The organism is Spirosoma lacussanchae, assembly GCF_005870035.1.
GTDB classification, from domain to species: Bacteria; Bacteroidota; Bacteroidia; order Cytophagales; family Spirosomataceae; genus Spirosoma; species Spirosoma lacussanchae.
This window is the reverse complement of record NZ_SWJG01000007.1, coordinates 154,265-167,842: the sequence shown is the minus strand read 5'-3', so window position 1 is coordinate 167,842 and position 13,578 is coordinate 154,265. Positions and strand designations below refer to the sequence as shown.

At 57.4% G+C, this 13,578-nt stretch carries 16 protein-coding genes; 11 read left to right on the top strand and 5 right to left on the bottom strand.

Going from position 1 to position 13,578, the window contains the following annotated elements:
• Window positions 1-9: 9 nt before the first annotated feature.
• A complete protein-coding gene (gene nadB, locus FBR45_RS21320; protein ID WP_138506090.1) occupies window positions 10-1,620 on the top strand; it encodes an L-aspartate oxidase in 1,611 nt (536 codons plus the stop codon).
• Here the strand turns inward: nadB and FBR45_RS21315 are convergent.
• Genes FBR45_RS21315 through FBR45_RS21295 form a run of 5 tightly spaced genes read right to left on the bottom strand, consistent with a single transcriptional unit; the run spans window position 1,613 to window position 4,786 of the window.
• Window positions 1,613-2,311 carry a LytR/AlgR family response regulator transcription factor gene (locus FBR45_RS21315; protein WP_138506088.1) on the bottom strand — a complete coding sequence of 233 codons (699 nt, stop codon included), beginning with the start codon at window positions 2,309-2,311 and terminating at the stop codon, window positions 1,613-1,615. The genes nadB and FBR45_RS21315 overlap by 8 nt on opposite strands.
• Window positions 2,312-2,314: 3 nt before the next feature.
• Window positions 2,315-2,509: a hypothetical protein gene (locus FBR45_RS21310; RefSeq protein ID WP_138506086.1), complete on the bottom strand. Its 195-nt coding sequence runs from the start codon at window positions 2,507-2,509 to the stop codon at window positions 2,315-2,317.
• On the bottom strand, window positions 2,506-3,681 hold the full coding sequence (locus tag FBR45_RS21305; RefSeq protein WP_171044931.1) for a sensor histidine kinase: 1,176 nt from the start codon (window positions 3,679-3,681) through the stop codon (window positions 2,506-2,508). The genes FBR45_RS21310 and FBR45_RS21305 overlap by 4 nt, the downstream gene beginning before the upstream one ends.
• A 31-nt stretch (window positions 3,682-3,712) precedes the next feature.
• Complete coding sequence (locus tag FBR45_RS21300) at window positions 3,713-4,459, bottom strand: CPBP family glutamic-type intramembrane protease (RefSeq protein ID WP_138506082.1); 747 nt, start codon at window positions 4,457-4,459, stop codon at window positions 3,713-3,715.
• A gap of 33 nt (window positions 4,460-4,492) precedes the next feature.
• On the bottom strand, window positions 4,493-4,786 hold the full coding sequence (locus tag FBR45_RS21295; RefSeq protein ID WP_138506080.1) for a hypothetical protein: 294 nt from the start codon (window positions 4,784-4,786) through the stop codon (window positions 4,493-4,495).
• Between the two features lie 221 nt (window positions 4,787-5,007).
• Here FBR45_RS21295 and FBR45_RS21290 point away from each other — a divergent pair, with 221 nt between their 5' ends.
• The 10 genes from FBR45_RS21290 (at window position 5,008) to FBR45_RS21245 (ending at window position 13,534) form a co-directional block, all read left to right on the top strand.
• Window positions 5,008-6,375 (top strand): glutamine synthetase family protein, encoded by a 1,368-nt coding sequence (locus tag FBR45_RS21290; protein ID WP_138506078.1) that lies wholly within the window; start codon window positions 5,008-5,010, stop codon window positions 6,373-6,375.
• 80 nt (window positions 6,376-6,455) lie between these two features.
• On the top strand, window positions 6,456-7,496 hold the full coding sequence (locus tag FBR45_RS21285; protein WP_138506076.1) for an aminoglycoside phosphotransferase/kinase family protein: 1,041 nt from the start codon (window positions 6,456-6,458) through the stop codon (window positions 7,494-7,496).
• A gap of 150 nt (window positions 7,497-7,646) precedes the next feature.
• Window positions 7,647-8,237: an RNA polymerase sigma factor gene (locus FBR45_RS21280; RefSeq protein ID WP_138506074.1), complete on the top strand. Its 591-nt coding sequence runs from the start codon at window positions 7,647-7,649 to the stop codon at window positions 8,235-8,237.
• Window positions 8,238-8,267: 30 nt separating this feature from the next.
• Window positions 8,268-8,591: a hypothetical protein gene (locus FBR45_RS21275; RefSeq protein WP_138506072.1), complete on the top strand. Its 324-nt coding sequence runs from the start codon at window positions 8,268-8,270 to the stop codon at window positions 8,589-8,591.
• On the top strand, window positions 8,570-9,055 hold the full coding sequence (locus tag FBR45_RS21270) for a periplasmic heavy metal sensor (protein WP_138506070.1): 486 nt from the start codon (window positions 8,570-8,572) through the stop codon (window positions 9,053-9,055). Before FBR45_RS21275 ends, FBR45_RS21270 begins: the two co-directional genes overlap by 22 nt.
• Before the next feature lie 75 nt (window positions 9,056-9,130).
• Window positions 9,131-9,907 carry a YHYH protein gene (locus tag FBR45_RS21265; protein ID WP_394344392.1) on the top strand — a complete coding sequence of 259 codons (777 nt, stop codon included), beginning with the start codon at window positions 9,131-9,133 and terminating at the stop codon, window positions 9,905-9,907.
• Complete coding sequence (locus tag FBR45_RS21260) at window positions 9,879-10,481, top strand: toxin-antitoxin system YwqK family antitoxin (RefSeq protein WP_138506066.1); 603 nt, start codon at window positions 9,879-9,881, stop codon at window positions 10,479-10,481. Before FBR45_RS21265 ends, FBR45_RS21260 begins: the two co-directional genes overlap by 29 nt.
• Complete coding sequence (locus tag FBR45_RS21255) at window positions 10,450-11,115, top strand: SCO family protein (RefSeq protein ID WP_138506064.1); 666 nt, start codon at window positions 10,450-10,452, stop codon at window positions 11,113-11,115. Before FBR45_RS21260 ends, FBR45_RS21255 begins: the two co-directional genes overlap by 32 nt.
• A gap of 198 nt (window positions 11,116-11,313) precedes the next feature.
• Complete coding sequence (locus FBR45_RS21250) at window positions 11,314-12,906, top strand: SulP family inorganic anion transporter (protein WP_138506062.1); 1,593 nt, start codon at window positions 11,314-11,316, stop codon at window positions 12,904-12,906.
• Complete coding sequence (locus FBR45_RS21245; RefSeq protein WP_138506060.1) at window positions 12,893-13,534, top strand: carbonic anhydrase; 642 nt, start codon at window positions 12,893-12,895, stop codon at window positions 13,532-13,534. Before FBR45_RS21250 ends, FBR45_RS21245 begins: the two co-directional genes overlap by 14 nt.
• Window positions 13,535-13,578: the final 44 nt, after the last annotated feature.

Below are 13,578 nucleotides of genomic sequence, written 5' to 3'. Positions count from 1 at the left end.
TAAAAAAACATGCCCCATCAATTCGATTTTTTAGTCATCGGCTCCGGTATTGCGGGGCTTAGCTACGCCACCAAGCTGGCCATGCATTTCGAAGACCGGCAGCAACCCGTCAAAATTGGTGTCATCACCAAAGTGCAGGCCGACGAGACCAATACCAAATACGCCCAGGGGGGTATTGCCGCTGTCTGGTCAGACGATGACTCGTTCGAGAAACATATCGAGGATACAATGGTAGCCGGCGACTACCTGAGCGACCGCCATATCGTTGAAATCGTCGTGAACGAAGGGCCCGGCCGCATCCGTGAGCTGATCGACTACGGCACCCGCTTCGACCGGGAGCACGACGGTACGGACTACGACCTGGCCAAGGAAGGCGGGCACTCCGACTACCGGATTCTGCACTTCAAAGACATTACCGGCGCCGAAATTGAACGGGCCCTGCTCGAAAAAGCTCACTCGCTGCCCAGCATCGAAATTTTTACCCACTTCTACGCCGTAGAGCTGATTACGCGCCACCATCTCGGCGAAACGGTGCACCGCTACGATACCAACAACGTTTGCTACGGCGCCTACGTGCTGAACACCAAAACCGGTCAGGTCGAGAAGTTTCTGGCCAAAACGACCCTGCTGGCTACCGGCGGCATCGGCAACGTGTATCAGAACACGACGAACCCCAGCATTGCCACCGGCGATGGCATTGCGATGGCTTACCGCGCCAAGGGCATCTGCAAGGACATGGAGTTCATTCAGTTTCACCCGACGGCGCTCTACGAGCCCGACAAGAAGCCCAACTTCCTGATTTCGGAAGCCGTACGGGGGTTTGGTGGTGTGCTGAAAAACATGAAGGGCGAAACCTTTATGGAGAATTACGACGCCCGCCTGTCGCTGGCCCCGCGCGACATCGTGGCCCGGGCTATCGACTCGGAGATGAAAAAAACCGGCGATCCGCACGTGTACATCGACGTCACCCACGTCGACTACGACCGGTTTGTCGAGCATTTTCCGAACATTACGGCCTACTGCCGCGATCAGTACGGCCTCGACCTGCGAAAAGATTACATTCCGGTCGTACCGGCGCAGCATTACATGTGCGGGGGCGTTCGGGTTAATGAGTACGGGCAAACGAATATTCACTACCTCTACGCTGTGGGCGAATGCGCCTGTACGGGGCTGCACGGTGCCAACCGGCTGGCCAGCAACTCGCTGCTCGAAGCCGTGGTATTCGGGCACCGGGCTTACCTGAAAACACTCGACAACTACCAGCAGGCATCGCTACCCGACGGCATTCCGGACTGGAACGACGCCGGCACGACCCACCCCGAAGAACTGATTCTGGTTACCGAAATTCAGCGGGAGCTGGAAGCCATCATGTCGAACTACGTTGGCATAGTTCGGTCGAACCGGCGTCTGAAACGGGCCATGGACCGGCTTGAGTTGTTGTATCTGGAACACGAAGAGCTGTATCGGCAATCGAAAGTATCGGTGCGGATCTGCGAACTGCGCAACATGATTGAAGTAGCCTATCTGGTCATCAAAGCTGCCATGGCCCGGCGCGACAACCGCGGTCTGCACTTCAACCTCGACAATCTGAAACAAGAGACCCGCAACCTCGTCATTTAACCCGCTCGAGCAGTTCGTCGCGGTAACTTCCGCTGAGCGGCACCTGCACTTTACCGATGGTTAGCTGATGACGTTCGATTTTTTCGATACGGTCCAGCGCTACGATATAGGATTTATGAACCCGCATAAACTGCTCGGCCGGTAGCATCTCCATAGCCTCGCCGATGGTCATGCGGGTGAGGGTTTTCTTGCCCGTTTCCTGAAACGTCAGGTAATTGCCCTCCGACTCTACGTACTGCAACTCGGCCAGGCTGATACGGACCCAGTCGTAACCATCTTTCACGAATACGTAGGGCGAACGCGCCGGCGTGCCGTTCTTGTCGGGACCGGCCAGGCGCTCGTAGGCTTTGTTGGCCGCCTGAAAAAAACGACCGAACGCAATGGGCTTCAGCAGATAGTCGAGGGCGCTCAGTTCAAAGCCCTGCAGCGCGTACTCGGGATAGGCTGTCGTGAAAATGACCAGGCTCCGGTTGCCGACCACCTGCGCAAAGTCCAGCCCGGTGAGGTCGGGCATGTTGATATCGAGAAAAATCAGATCGATGGTCTCGGTTTTCAGGAAAGCAAGCGCTTCGATGGCGTTGACGAAGGTACGCCGAAGGTCCAGAAACGGCACTTTGGCCGCGTGGGCCCTGATCACGTCGAGGGCAATAGGCTCATCGTCGATGGCGATGCAGCGGAGTTGAGTAGGCATGGGTTATCGGCCCGTGGGCCGTTTCAAGCGGGTGTACATCCGGTAGGCGGCCAGGCTGAACAGCGCACTGATTACAACGCTCAACCAGTCGATAACCCCCCGTTTCAGGTACGTGTTGACGAGCGTAACGATAGGCAGAGCCGCGGCTATCGCGAAAAGAACGATCGATGCAATGATCAGCTTGGCAGTAGGTTTCATTCGTTCGGGGTAAGATCGATGCTCAAATCTACCGAAAAGGTGTCGTTATGGTCGCTTATTCGCAGGCTGTGCTGGTTCGGATAGGCCAGGGCGAGCCGCTGCCGGACGTTGGCCAGCCCCAGGCCGGTTCCTTTTTCCAGGTCCGTACGGGGCAAAATGCTGTTCGCGATACCCAGATGGAGGCTGTTGTCCTGAACCCGCAGCCGGATGCGTACAAAACAGGGCTGCTGGATGCTGATGCCGTATTTGAACGCATTTTCGATGAGCGGGTTCAGCAGCAGCGGCACAATCTGCGCCGGTTTCTCATCCCACTGAATATCGGTGTCGATCCGGATATTGGCCTGATCGGGAATCCGGACGCGCTGTAGTTCCACGTAATCGTCGATGAACCGCAGCTCGCGCTGTATGTCCGTCGTTTTCTGCCGCGACTCTTCCATCACGTAGCGCACAATTCCGGAGAGCTGCTGTATACTTTCGGCCGTTCGGGGGCTGTTTTCTACGATGGCCGTGCCGTAGATGTTGTTGAGTGAGTTGAACAGAAAATGCGGGTTCACCTGCGCTTTGAGCGCATCGAGTTCGGCTTGAACACGCTGCTGGATCAGCGCCTGTTGCCGACGGCGGCTATTTTGCCACGACACAACCAGACTGTAGCCGACATGCATTAAAACAAAGCTATTCGCCAGCGTCCAGTGATAATTATACTCGGCACCTCGTTTACCGATAAGTACCGAAAAAATAGCGGCCAGGGCGAGCCATCCTACCACCGCAACGACAACATATACCCGACGACCGATAGCATCCCGCTCGAACAACACCTGAAACACATACAGATAATGTAGCCGTAGCAAAGCGGCAACCAGCAACGCTATGAGCAATAGAGTTACCCATTCGTTCACGATAAGACGCACAATGGTTCCTATAAAAACCCCGGCCCGGTACGATGAACTGGCTTTCTGTCCAGTTTCTTTCGCCAGTGCTTTATCCCGTTGCTCGGCCTTCTGAATACTGGTGTTGATCCGCTCCTGGAGGCTGCTTTCGGTAAAATAATAAATCAGATAAGCCGGACTTAGTACCAGCACAATCCACAGCCACCAGCGGGCTATAAAGGGCCGGGCCTGCTGACCAAACCAGCCCGCGAGAGAAGACCAGTACCTGGTTTTTACATCACTCATAGTCACAAGATTCTCCATCGACTCATCAAAGCTACAACAACCGGATTATTTCCAGACTTATGGGCAGGCTCATCATCAGGGCGTGGACGGCCACGGCAAACCAGAATCCGTATTTCATCCGAACGTAGCCCAGATAAAGGCCGATCAGCCAACCGGGCAGCAACAGTACCGGTAACCACAACACCTGCCAGTCGGTCAGCGACACGGTATTGCAGACCCGAAACAGAGCGTATACCAGCGCCAGCCCGTAAAACACCCACCGGAAATTAACCCGCCAGAACCGCTCGATCTGCGCGTAAACGGCCGGGCGCCGGATGTATCGGCTCAGCTGCCAGATAACAACCATCCAGACCGGAACCACCCAGAAAATAGCCTGCGCGTCCAATACCGCCTTGATGCCTTTGTATGAAACATTGATCAGCGCCAGCAGGAGCAGCGCTACGGCCACTTCGAGCCGGGCCGGGGTCAGTCGCAGCATGAACCGGAACAGGGTTTCAGACAGCACAGGCGCCACCAGCCCCCCCACAATCAGTACCGTAAGCGGAAACCGGCTCGACAGGTTGAGCAGCCGCAGAACGTCCTGCCCGGTCAGATAACTGGTCAGCAGCAGCGCCCCAACCGACAGGGCCGAAACCGTCAGAAAAAGCGGGTATTCGGTCAGAAACAGACTCGCGGTCGCGGTCGAACGCTGGCCGGGTGTTTCATCCAGCGGCAGCAGGTACTGGGGCTGGCGGGCAAAGGCGGTAAAATCGGTGAAGCGCATACGGAACGTGTTCATAATAGGCGTATAGGAAAAAACAGAAAGAATGAACTACTGGCTGATGGAGACATACATCGGCATACCGGTAGGCTGCGGAACGGGGGCTACCGACGGCCGGGGTTGAGGCTCGACCGGGCTAACGGCCTCGGGCGTATCCATCGGAATCGACTGCGGCCGGGCGTTGTCATGAAAAGGCACGATATGCACCAGCTGTACGCTGTCGGGCCGCTCAACGGCCGACTGCGGCTGTAAGGCTGGTTTAACGGGCTCGATGGATGAATCGGTACAGGCAGCAAACGAAGCGACAATCAGCAACAGGGCGAAGGTTTTATAGATCGTTTTCATCGGTTTGAACGGTAAAGTCGTTTTTGGGTCAGCCCACGGCCTTTTGCCGGGGTTGATGGTTCAAAACAAGCACCGCCCCTCCGCCCCCGAAAATCGGTGTGACGAACCCCGCCAATCGTGGGAGGAACGGGCCGAAGTTTGGGAGGAAGCCTGCCGAAACGCATCTTTGCGTGTCCTGTTTGTCAGCCGATCCGTTCATGCCTCAACCAACACCAATGCCCATGACTCCGCAAGCCGTTGTTGACTTCCTCGTTGAACACGACATTCACAAAATCAAGTACGCCTTCGCCGACATCGATGGGGTGTTGCGGGGCAAAGTGATCAGCCGTCAGAAGTTCATCGACGGCCTGACCGATGGCTTTGGCTTCTGCGACGTGGTCTGGGGGTGGGACATGACCGATGCCCCCTACGACAACGCGGGCATTACGGGCTGGCACTCGGGCTACCCCGATGCGCCGGTGCGGCTCGACGTTGCCACGTTTCGGCAGATTCCGTGGGAAGATGACATCCCGTTTTTCCTGGCCGATTTTTCCCGGCCCGACGGGACTAGCCTGCCCGCCTGCCCGCGCTCGCTGCTGAAGCGGATTGCGGAACAATGCCGCCAGATGGGTTACCACGCCCGCATGGCGCAGGAATTTGAGTGGTTCAACTTCCGCGAAACCCCGCAGAGCCTGCACGACAAAGGATTTCGAAACCCCGAGCCGCTTACGCCCGGCATGTTTGGCTACTCGATCCTGCGCCCCTCGCTCGAGTCTGCTTTCCACAACGATCTGTTCGATTTTCTGACGCGCTTCGACATTCCGCTCGAAGGTCTCCACACCGAAACCGGGCCGGGGGTTTACGAAGCCGCTATCCATCATGATGAGGTAGTGGGCGCGGCCGATAAAGCTGCGCTATTCAAAACCGCCGTCAAGGAGATTGCGTATCGGCACGGGCTCGTGGCGTCGTTCATGGCCAAATGGAACGCCGACCTGCCCGGCTGCAGCGGCCATATTCACCAGAGTTTATGGAACGCCGACCAGACCCGGAACCTGTTCTACGCCGATACCAGCCAGGGGGCTCACAAACACATGAGCGAGCTAATGAAGCAGTTTATTGCCGGTCAGCTGCATTGCCTGCCGCATATCACGCCCATGTTTGCGCCCACCGTCAACAGCTACAAACGACTCGTTGAGGGGGCCTGGGCGCCAACCACCGTAACCTGGTCGGTCGATAATCGGACTACGGCGCTCCGGGTGCTGAACCATAAGGAAGCCTACTGCCGGGTTGAACACCGGGTATCGGGCGCCGACACCAACCCCTATCTGGCGCTGGCGGCTGCGCTGGCGTCGGGCCTGTACGGCATCCGGCACGGCCTCTCGCTCGACATACCGGCTTCCATCGGCAACGGATACGTTGACAAGCAGCACGGCGTTATACCGGGTAACCTGGCCGACGCCACCCGGCAAATGGCCGAATCGGCGGTGGCGGTCGAACTGTTCGGGGCCGAATTTGTTGACCATTTCACCCGCACCCGCGACTGGGAAGCCCGGCAGTATGCCCGGCAGGTCAGCGACTGGGAGCTGAAGCGATATTTTGAGATTATTTAACCCGGTTTTCTCTTCGGTTTACGGTTTGTGAACAGCCGCCCAACCAGCAGACAGGAAGCAGGAAACCGTGACCCGATGTTATGCGTCTTATTGATTATCCTACTATAATCCGGCAAGCGTGGGCTGCGTTTGATCCGAGCCAGACCGTTCAGGCCATTGAAGACATCAGCGCCCGCGTATCGACCAACCACGTGTTTCGGATCACGCTCGACTCCGGCGACCGGGTCATTGCCAAGCTCTCGTACTTCGGCAAGTTCGAACACTTTCGCGATGATCACCGCATCATCCAGGCGCTGGCCAACAACCTGCTGTATCCGTTTGAGAATGTGCTGGCCCGCTCGCTGTCCAAAAACGGGCAGGTATTTATCTACCGGCATCAGGAACATACCATCGATGCCTGGGTTGTTTTCTACAACCCCATCCGCACCATGAACCGGATGCCGCGTCGGCTCGACGAAACCCATATCCGGAAACTCGGTGCCGAAATTGCCCGCTTCCACCTGGCCTGTAACCGCGCCAGCCCTGTACTGCCCAAATATGCCAAAACCCTTCGGTCCGACATTCAGGGGTTGCTCGACCTGCTCGGCACCGAAACCGGCCAGTACGAACACCGCCTGAACGAAGAAGCCCTGCGCCGGCAGTGCCATCTGTTCCTCGAAAACCGGCAGAAGCTGGTTGCCAAAACGGTCGAAACCATGCCTGTCTTCGTGGACTGGAACATCGGCAACTTCTCGGTTACCGACGATCTGAAGCTCTACTCGCGCTGGGATTACGACTGGTTCCGGATCAGTTACCGGGTTATGGATTTCTATTTCTTCAGCCGGGTCTGCTCCGACGTGGGCGACCGTACCGTGTTCAGCTACGTAATCGGGCCGCTGATGGAAGAGCGGTTTGGCTGGTTTCTGGAAGAGTACCACAAAATATACCCGCTTACCGAACGCGAAATCCGGTTTTTGCCCGAAGCCTATCGATTCTTTATCCTGAACTACGTCATCAAATACGGCCGGTATTTTTTTCATCGCACCTACGCCACCAAACTCCAGCACGAAGCCTACGAAACTTATTTTCCCTCTATCGAGACGTTCGATGCCGATACCATACTGCGGAGACTGAACATCTGAGCCGTACTTGATCGTTAGGAGCGATTTTTGCAGCCAGACAGGCAAGGCCCAACCAGGTACGTACCCAGTTGATTGTCAACAGGAACGATTACCTTACTGGCCCGAACCGCAGCAGCCGATTGCCGCTGTGGGTATCCACCGTGACCCTGAATGGCCGATACGTCTGACCTGATTGCCCTGCTCGACGCCGTTGCGCAGGGCAGCGAAACCGCTTTCCGGCAGTTGTATGAGATCACTAAAAGCCGGGTGTTCAACACCGCGCTCGGCTACGTGCGCTCGCGCGAGGACGCCGAAGAAATTACGCAGGATGTCTTTATCGAAGTGTTTCGGTCGGCGGGGCGTTTCAAGGGCGACGCGCGGGTAACCACCTGGCTCTATCGGATCACGGTTAGCCGGTCGCTCGATTACCTGAAGCACAAAAAACGGCAGAAGCGGTTTGCGTTCCTGACCAGCCTCTTCGACCCATCAAGCGGCAACCTGCTCCATGACGCGCCCGATTTCGTCCATCCCGGCATCGAACTCGACCGGCAGGAGAACGCGGCCATCCTGTTCCGGGCCATCGATACCCTCGCCGACAAACAAAAAACGGCTTATATTCTGACCCGAATCGAAGGGCTGAGCAATGGTGAAGCCGCCGAGGTCATGGCCGTCAGCGTAGGCGCGGTCGAGTCGCTGCTGCAACGCGCTACCGAAAACCTGAAAAAACAGCTGGCGGGCTGGTATAAATCAAATCGGCCGTAGGAATAAAGAGCCACTCGCGTCTAACGAGGTATGGAACCGGAAAAAGAAAAATGGATTGACGACGTTCTGAGTAGTGCAGACGGGCTGCAACGGGCCGAGCCCGGTCCGTTTCTGTTTGCCAGCATCCGCAATCGGCTCACCGACCGGGCGGTTCCGGTTCGTTTGCCGATGCGAACGGTCTGGCTGGCGGCTGCGTCGTTCGGGCTGCTGGTGGTGCTGAACTGGCAGGCGGCCAGCGGTCGGTTCGCGTCGGCTCCGGCCAACGCCAGCGAACTGAACACCGTCGTTACCGACCTGAACCTTTATCCGGCTACCAACCAACTTTACGACGTATGGAGCGGACCAAACTATTAACCATCGCCCTGGTGGGCCTGCTGGTGCTGAACCTGGTGACCATCGGCTTTCTGATCCGGCAGTCCGGCCCTCCTCCCAGCCCCGGTGCCCCCGGCGAAGGCCCCGCCCGGCTCATTATTGACCGGCTTCGGCTGGATACCGGCCAGCAGCAGCAGTATCGTCGGCTGATCGATTCCCACCGCCGGCAGACCCGGGTGCTGGCCGATGAGTCGGCTCAGCTCTACCGTCGTTACTACGGCCTGCTGGCCACCGACCAGCCCGACACCAGCCAGGCCAGCTCGCTGAGCCGCCAGATTGCCGAGAATCAGCGCGCGGTTGCCCAACTGAACTACGCCCATTTTCGGGACATCAAAGCCCTCTGCCGCCCCGATCAGCGGGCCGATTTTGCGCAGCTGGTCGATGAGTTGGGGCAGCTCTTTGCCCGGCCGCAGCGACCGGGGCCCGGCGGGCCACCCCGACAGTAATCATAAAATTCTTCGCCCCGGCCGTAGGAATGCGTTCGGAAGGTCGTCTAAGGTCATACCAACTCATTTATGACTATGACCCCATCTTCATTCCTGACGGCCCGTCGCGGGCTGGCCCTGCTGGCCGGCTGCCTGGTTTTTGCCACCGCCTGCCAGTCTACTTCCGACGATACCGTAACGCCCGCCAACAACACAACAACGGTACCGGATGTATACAAGAAAATCTACGGTGCCAGCGACATCTACATCGAAGGCACGAACGTCGTGATCAAAACCACCAGCCTGCCTGATCACAAGAGTCCTTATTACAAAGGCACCAAGTGGGAAAGCTCGCTCTATGAAGCCTATAACGGCACCAACACCCGGTTTGCTATCAACCCCAATACCATCAGCCAGATTAACCTGACGTTTAAAATACCACTCAATCCAACGGTCGACGCGGCCCATGCGTCGACCCCCGGCGGGCCTATGGGGGTATCGGTCAACGGGGTGCCGTTTTTCAACCAGTACGCGGCTATGAACGCCCCGCTTACCAACGAAATCAACGGATTTGATCAGTATGGCGGGCATCCTCAGCAGCAGGGCCTCTACCACTACCACCTCGAGCCGTTTTACCTGACCACTAAAAAAGGGAAAGATGCGCTGATGGGCTTTTTGCTCGATGGGTTTCCTGTATACGGCCCCGTCGAAAACGGCAAAACCATCACCAACGCCGACCTCGACAAGTACCACGGCCACACCCACGCAACGACCGACTTCCCGAACGGCATCTATCACTACCACATCACGGCCGAAGACCCTTACATCAGCGGCAGCGGATTTTATGGCAAAGCAGGCACCGTTACGCAGTAAGGTCCTCTGGCTACTGTTCGGGCTGTTAGGAGCCGGTTGCCAGCCGCAGCCTGAACAACCAGCCGTTGCGATACCATCGGTTTACCAGCCCGCCAGCCAGGCGGGCTGGCAACGGCGCAGCGGGCGGCTGTGGCTCTCGGGCAAACCCTTCAGCGGCTGGCAGTACGAACTCGGCCCGGCTAATGATACACTCTTCGTGGGCGCCTACGTCGACGGAAAAGCCGAGGGCGAACACCGGTTCTGGTATCCCAACCACCGGCTGAAAGAGAGTCGCCGGTTTCGGAACGGTTGGCAGGAAGGGACGCAGCGGGGCTGGTTCGAGTCCGGCAAACCCGCGTTCGTGTATCACTTCCGGAACGATGTGTACGAGGGCAACCGAAAAGAATGGTACCCGAACGGCCAGCCCGCACGCGACGGCAACTACCAGAACGGTCAGGAATCCGGTCACCAGCAACAATGGTTTGCCGACGGTAGCCTGAAAGCCAATTACGCCGTTCGAAACGGACGCACCTACGGATTTACGGGGGTTAAAAACTGTGTCAATGTCTGGGATTCAATTACCGTTACGCATTAGCGGACTGCTGGGGCTATACGCCTGCCTGCTCGCCTGCCAGCCGAAGGCCGGCAACGACCGTTCGGCGGCTGTGCCGTATTACAACACTCCTACGTTTACGCCCGTCTGGCTGACCGACCCCGCCGAGGTCGACAAAACCATTACCCACCGCATTGCCAACTTTTCATTTCGCGACCAGACCGGGCAGGTAGTTACGCAGGCTGCCGTAGCCGACCGGATTCATGTCGCCAACTTTTTCTTTACATCCTGCCCCAGCATCTGCCCCCGGATGACGAACCTGCTGAAAACCGTTCAGGACACCTTTCGGCACGAGCCCCGCGTTAAGCTCCTATCGTTCAGCGTTACGCCCTGGCTCGACTCGGTACCCCGGCTGCGCCGGTACGCCGACCAGAAAGGGGTACTGGACAGCAAGTGGCATCTGCTGACGGGTAGCCGGGGGGCCATCTATGACCTGGCCCGTCAGTCGTATTTCGCCGAAGAAGCCATCGGGTTCACCCGCGACTCGACCGAGTTTCTGCATACCGAACACATCATCCTGGTTGACCAGCAGCGCCGGATTCGGGGGGTGTATAACGGCACCCAGCCGCTCGACATCGATAAACTCATCGCCGACATCCGGGCGCTACTCCCCTAACCCACCCGGCCTTTTACTTGCCTCAGCGTCCCATCCAGCGCCCGGATTGTCAGGGCGCTGGATGGCGTTTGTGCTCCCGTCAACAACCAGAAACTAGTTGACTGACCTTTAGCTGGTTGCGATGGAAATTATAAACCAAGTCGGTGTACTTTTGCGTAGTATCGTTCTTTCGTTTCCCGTAACTCTCCTCCTTAACCTATGTTGTTTTCTACAACTCTTCATTCCTTCCGGCAATACAGGAGGTCCTATCTCCCCAACGACCTCACGGCGGCTCTGTCGGTTTTTCTGGCTGGCCTGCCCCTCTGCCTGGGTATTGCGCTGGCGTCGGGGGCTCCGCTGTTTGGGGGGCTCGTTGCCGGCATCATCGGCGGCATCATCGTTGGTTTTTTGTCGGGTTCCGAAATAAGCGTCAGCGGACCGGCCGCTGGCCTGGCCGTTATCGTAACCGAATCCATCAGCAGTCTGGGTTCGTACGAAGTGTTTCTGGTGGCAGTGATCCTGGCCGGCATCATGCAGGTGGTGATGGGGTTTCTCAAGGCGGGCCGGCTCAGCAGTTTCTTTCCCGATTCGGTCATCAAAGGAATGCTGGTCGGTATCGGTCTGGTTATTGTGCTGAAACAGATTCCACACGCGCTGGGGCGGGATAGTGACTACGAAGGCGAGTTCGAGTTCAGCCAGCTGGCCGACCACGAAAATACGTTCACCGAAATTTACCAGGCTTTGCTGACGGCCAGTCCGGGCGCTTTGATCATCAGCCTGGTGTCGATCGGGTTTCTGCTGGTCTGGGACAGACTGGCTGGGCAGGGCCGGAAACTGTTTCGGCTGCTCCCGGCAGCTATGCTTATGGTCTTGATCGGCGTATCGCTGAACCAATTTTTCCGGCATTACCTCCCCGATTTTTATCTGGGCGACTCCAACGAGCACATGGTTCGCCTGCCGGTTTTATCGGCTCAGAACGGCTGGAGTTCGATCCTCGACTTTCCGGACTTCAGCATCCTGACCGACCTGCGGGTATACGGCATTGCTGCTACCATTGCGGCAGTAGCCAGCCTCGAAACGCTCATCAACCTAGAAGCTTCTGACCGGCTCGACCCGCTGAATCGCGTATCATCGCCCAGCCAGGAGCTCGTGGCGCAGGGCATCGGCAATATTCTGTCAGGTCTGGCAGGGGGGTTGCCGGTAACCTCCGTTGTAGTCCGAACCTCGACCAACGTGTTCAGCGGCAGCCAGTCGCGACTGTCGACCATCCTGCAGGGGGGGCTGCTGCTGCTGGCAGTATTGCTGGCGGGTTCCGTTCTCAACCATATTCCGCTGGCCTGCATTGCCGCGCTGCTGATCGTTGTGGGTTACAAGCTGGCCGGTCCCGCGGTCTTCTCGGCCATCTACCGGGAAGGCAGGAGCCAGTTTGTGCCGTTTATCGTTACCGTGCTGAGTATCATCTTTATCGACCTCCTCTTCGGGCTGCTGATCGGGCTGGCGGTAGGGTATCTGTTTGTGCTGTATACCAACTCGCAGTCGCCGTTTCGGGTCATCCGCGATGGACATAACGTGCTGGTAAAATTTCAGAAAGATGTGTATTTCCTGAGCAAACCTGCGCTGAAAGAACTCCTCCGATCGCTGAAACCCGGCGATTCGGTACTGATCGATGGTCGGCACGCTGGCTTTATTGACCACGATATTTATACCTTGCTGACCGATTACGCCAAAACCGCGCAACGGCAGGGGATCAACTACGAACTCCGCGAGGTAACGCAGCGCAAAAAAAACGCACCGACTTATGCAGCCGTCTGAAAAGCTTTTGCTCTACAACAAAGCCTGGGTTCAGGATAAACTGGAGCTGGATACGACCTACTTCAGCGACCTGGCTGCCGATCAGAAGCCAAACTTCCTCTGGATCGGCTGCTCAGACAGCCGCGTACCAGCCAACGAAATCACCGGCACCGACCCCGGCGAGATGTTCGTTCATCGTAACATCGCCAACCTGGTTGTGCCTGACGACCTGAACGTGCTGAGCGTGGTGCAGTATGCCGTTGAGGTGTTACAGGTGCAGCACGTGATTGTCTGCGGCCATTACGAATGCGGTGGCGTGAAGGCGGCTATGGCGGGCAAAAAACTGGGGCTTATTGACAACTGGCTCAGCAACATCAGCCGGGCACAGGCCAAACACCAGGCCGAGCTCAATCAGATTCCCGATGGCCAGGCTCGCTTCGATCGCATGGTGGAACTCAATGTCCAGGAGCAGATCCTGCACCTGGCCGATACCACCAGCGTCCGGACTATGTGGGCGTCTCACCAGATACCGAGTCTCCACGGCTGGGTGTTCAACCTGCGAACGGGTCTGCTCAACGAGGTCATTACGCTCACCCCGCCGGGCGTTACCCAGAGCCCGGATCCGGTTCTGGCCCAAAGCAGTCACTAATCCGGTTTACACCGGCCGGAAACCCACGCGCCGAATAACCGGTT

What these genes read in the sequence shown, in the direction of transcription:
- FBR45_RS21250 (WP_138506062.1), top strand. Translation starts at nt 11,314, where the DNA reads ATGTTGTTTTCTACAACTCTTCATTCCTTCCGGCAATACAGGAGGTCC.
- FBR45_RS21295 (WP_138506080.1), bottom strand. Translation starts at nt 4,786, where the DNA reads ATGAAAACGATCTATAAAACCTTCGCCCTGTTGCTGATTGTCGCTTCG.
- FBR45_RS21255 (WP_138506064.1), top strand. Translation starts at nt 10,450, where the DNA reads ATGTCTGGGATTCAATTACCGTTACGCATTAGCGGACTGCTGGGGCTA.
- FBR45_RS21265 (WP_394344392.1), top strand. Translation starts at nt 9,131, where the DNA reads ATGACCCCATCTTCATTCCTGACGGCCCGTCGCGGGCTGGCCCTGCTG.
- FBR45_RS21290 (WP_138506078.1), top strand. Translation starts at nt 5,008, where the DNA reads ATGACTCCGCAAGCCGTTGTTGACTTCCTCGTTGAACACGACATTCAC.
- nadB (WP_138506090.1), top strand. Translation starts at nt 10, where the DNA reads ATGCCCCATCAATTCGATTTTTTAGTCATCGGCTCCGGTATTGCGGGG.
- FBR45_RS21305 (WP_171044931.1), bottom strand. Translation starts at nt 3,681, where the DNA reads ATGAGTGATGTAAAAACCAGGTACTGGTCTTCTCTCGCGGGCTGGTTT.
- FBR45_RS21300 (WP_138506082.1), bottom strand. Translation starts at nt 4,459, where the DNA reads ATGAACACGTTCCGTATGCGCTTCACCGATTTTACCGCCTTTGCCCGC.
- FBR45_RS21260 (WP_138506066.1), top strand. Translation starts at nt 9,879, where the DNA reads ATGGCAAAGCAGGCACCGTTACGCAGTAAGGTCCTCTGGCTACTGTTC.
- FBR45_RS21285 (WP_138506076.1), top strand. Translation starts at nt 6,456, where the DNA reads ATGCGTCTTATTGATTATCCTACTATAATCCGGCAAGCGTGGGCTGCG.
- FBR45_RS21310 (WP_138506086.1), bottom strand. Translation starts at nt 2,509, where the DNA reads ATGAAACCTACTGCCAAGCTGATCATTGCATCGATCGTTCTTTTCGCG.
- FBR45_RS21275 (WP_138506072.1), top strand. Translation starts at nt 8,268, where the DNA reads ATGGAACCGGAAAAAGAAAAATGGATTGACGACGTTCTGAGTAGTGCA.
- FBR45_RS21280 (WP_138506074.1), top strand. Translation starts at nt 7,647, where the DNA reads ATGGCCGATACGTCTGACCTGATTGCCCTGCTCGACGCCGTTGCGCAG.
- FBR45_RS21270 (WP_138506070.1), top strand. Translation starts at nt 8,570, where the DNA reads ATGGAGCGGACCAAACTATTAACCATCGCCCTGGTGGGCCTGCTGGTG.
- FBR45_RS21245 (WP_138506060.1), top strand. Translation starts at nt 12,893, where the DNA reads ATGCAGCCGTCTGAAAAGCTTTTGCTCTACAACAAAGCCTGGGTTCAG.
- FBR45_RS21315 (WP_138506088.1), bottom strand. Translation starts at nt 2,311, where the DNA reads ATGCCTACTCAACTCCGCTGCATCGCCATCGACGATGAGCCTATTGCC.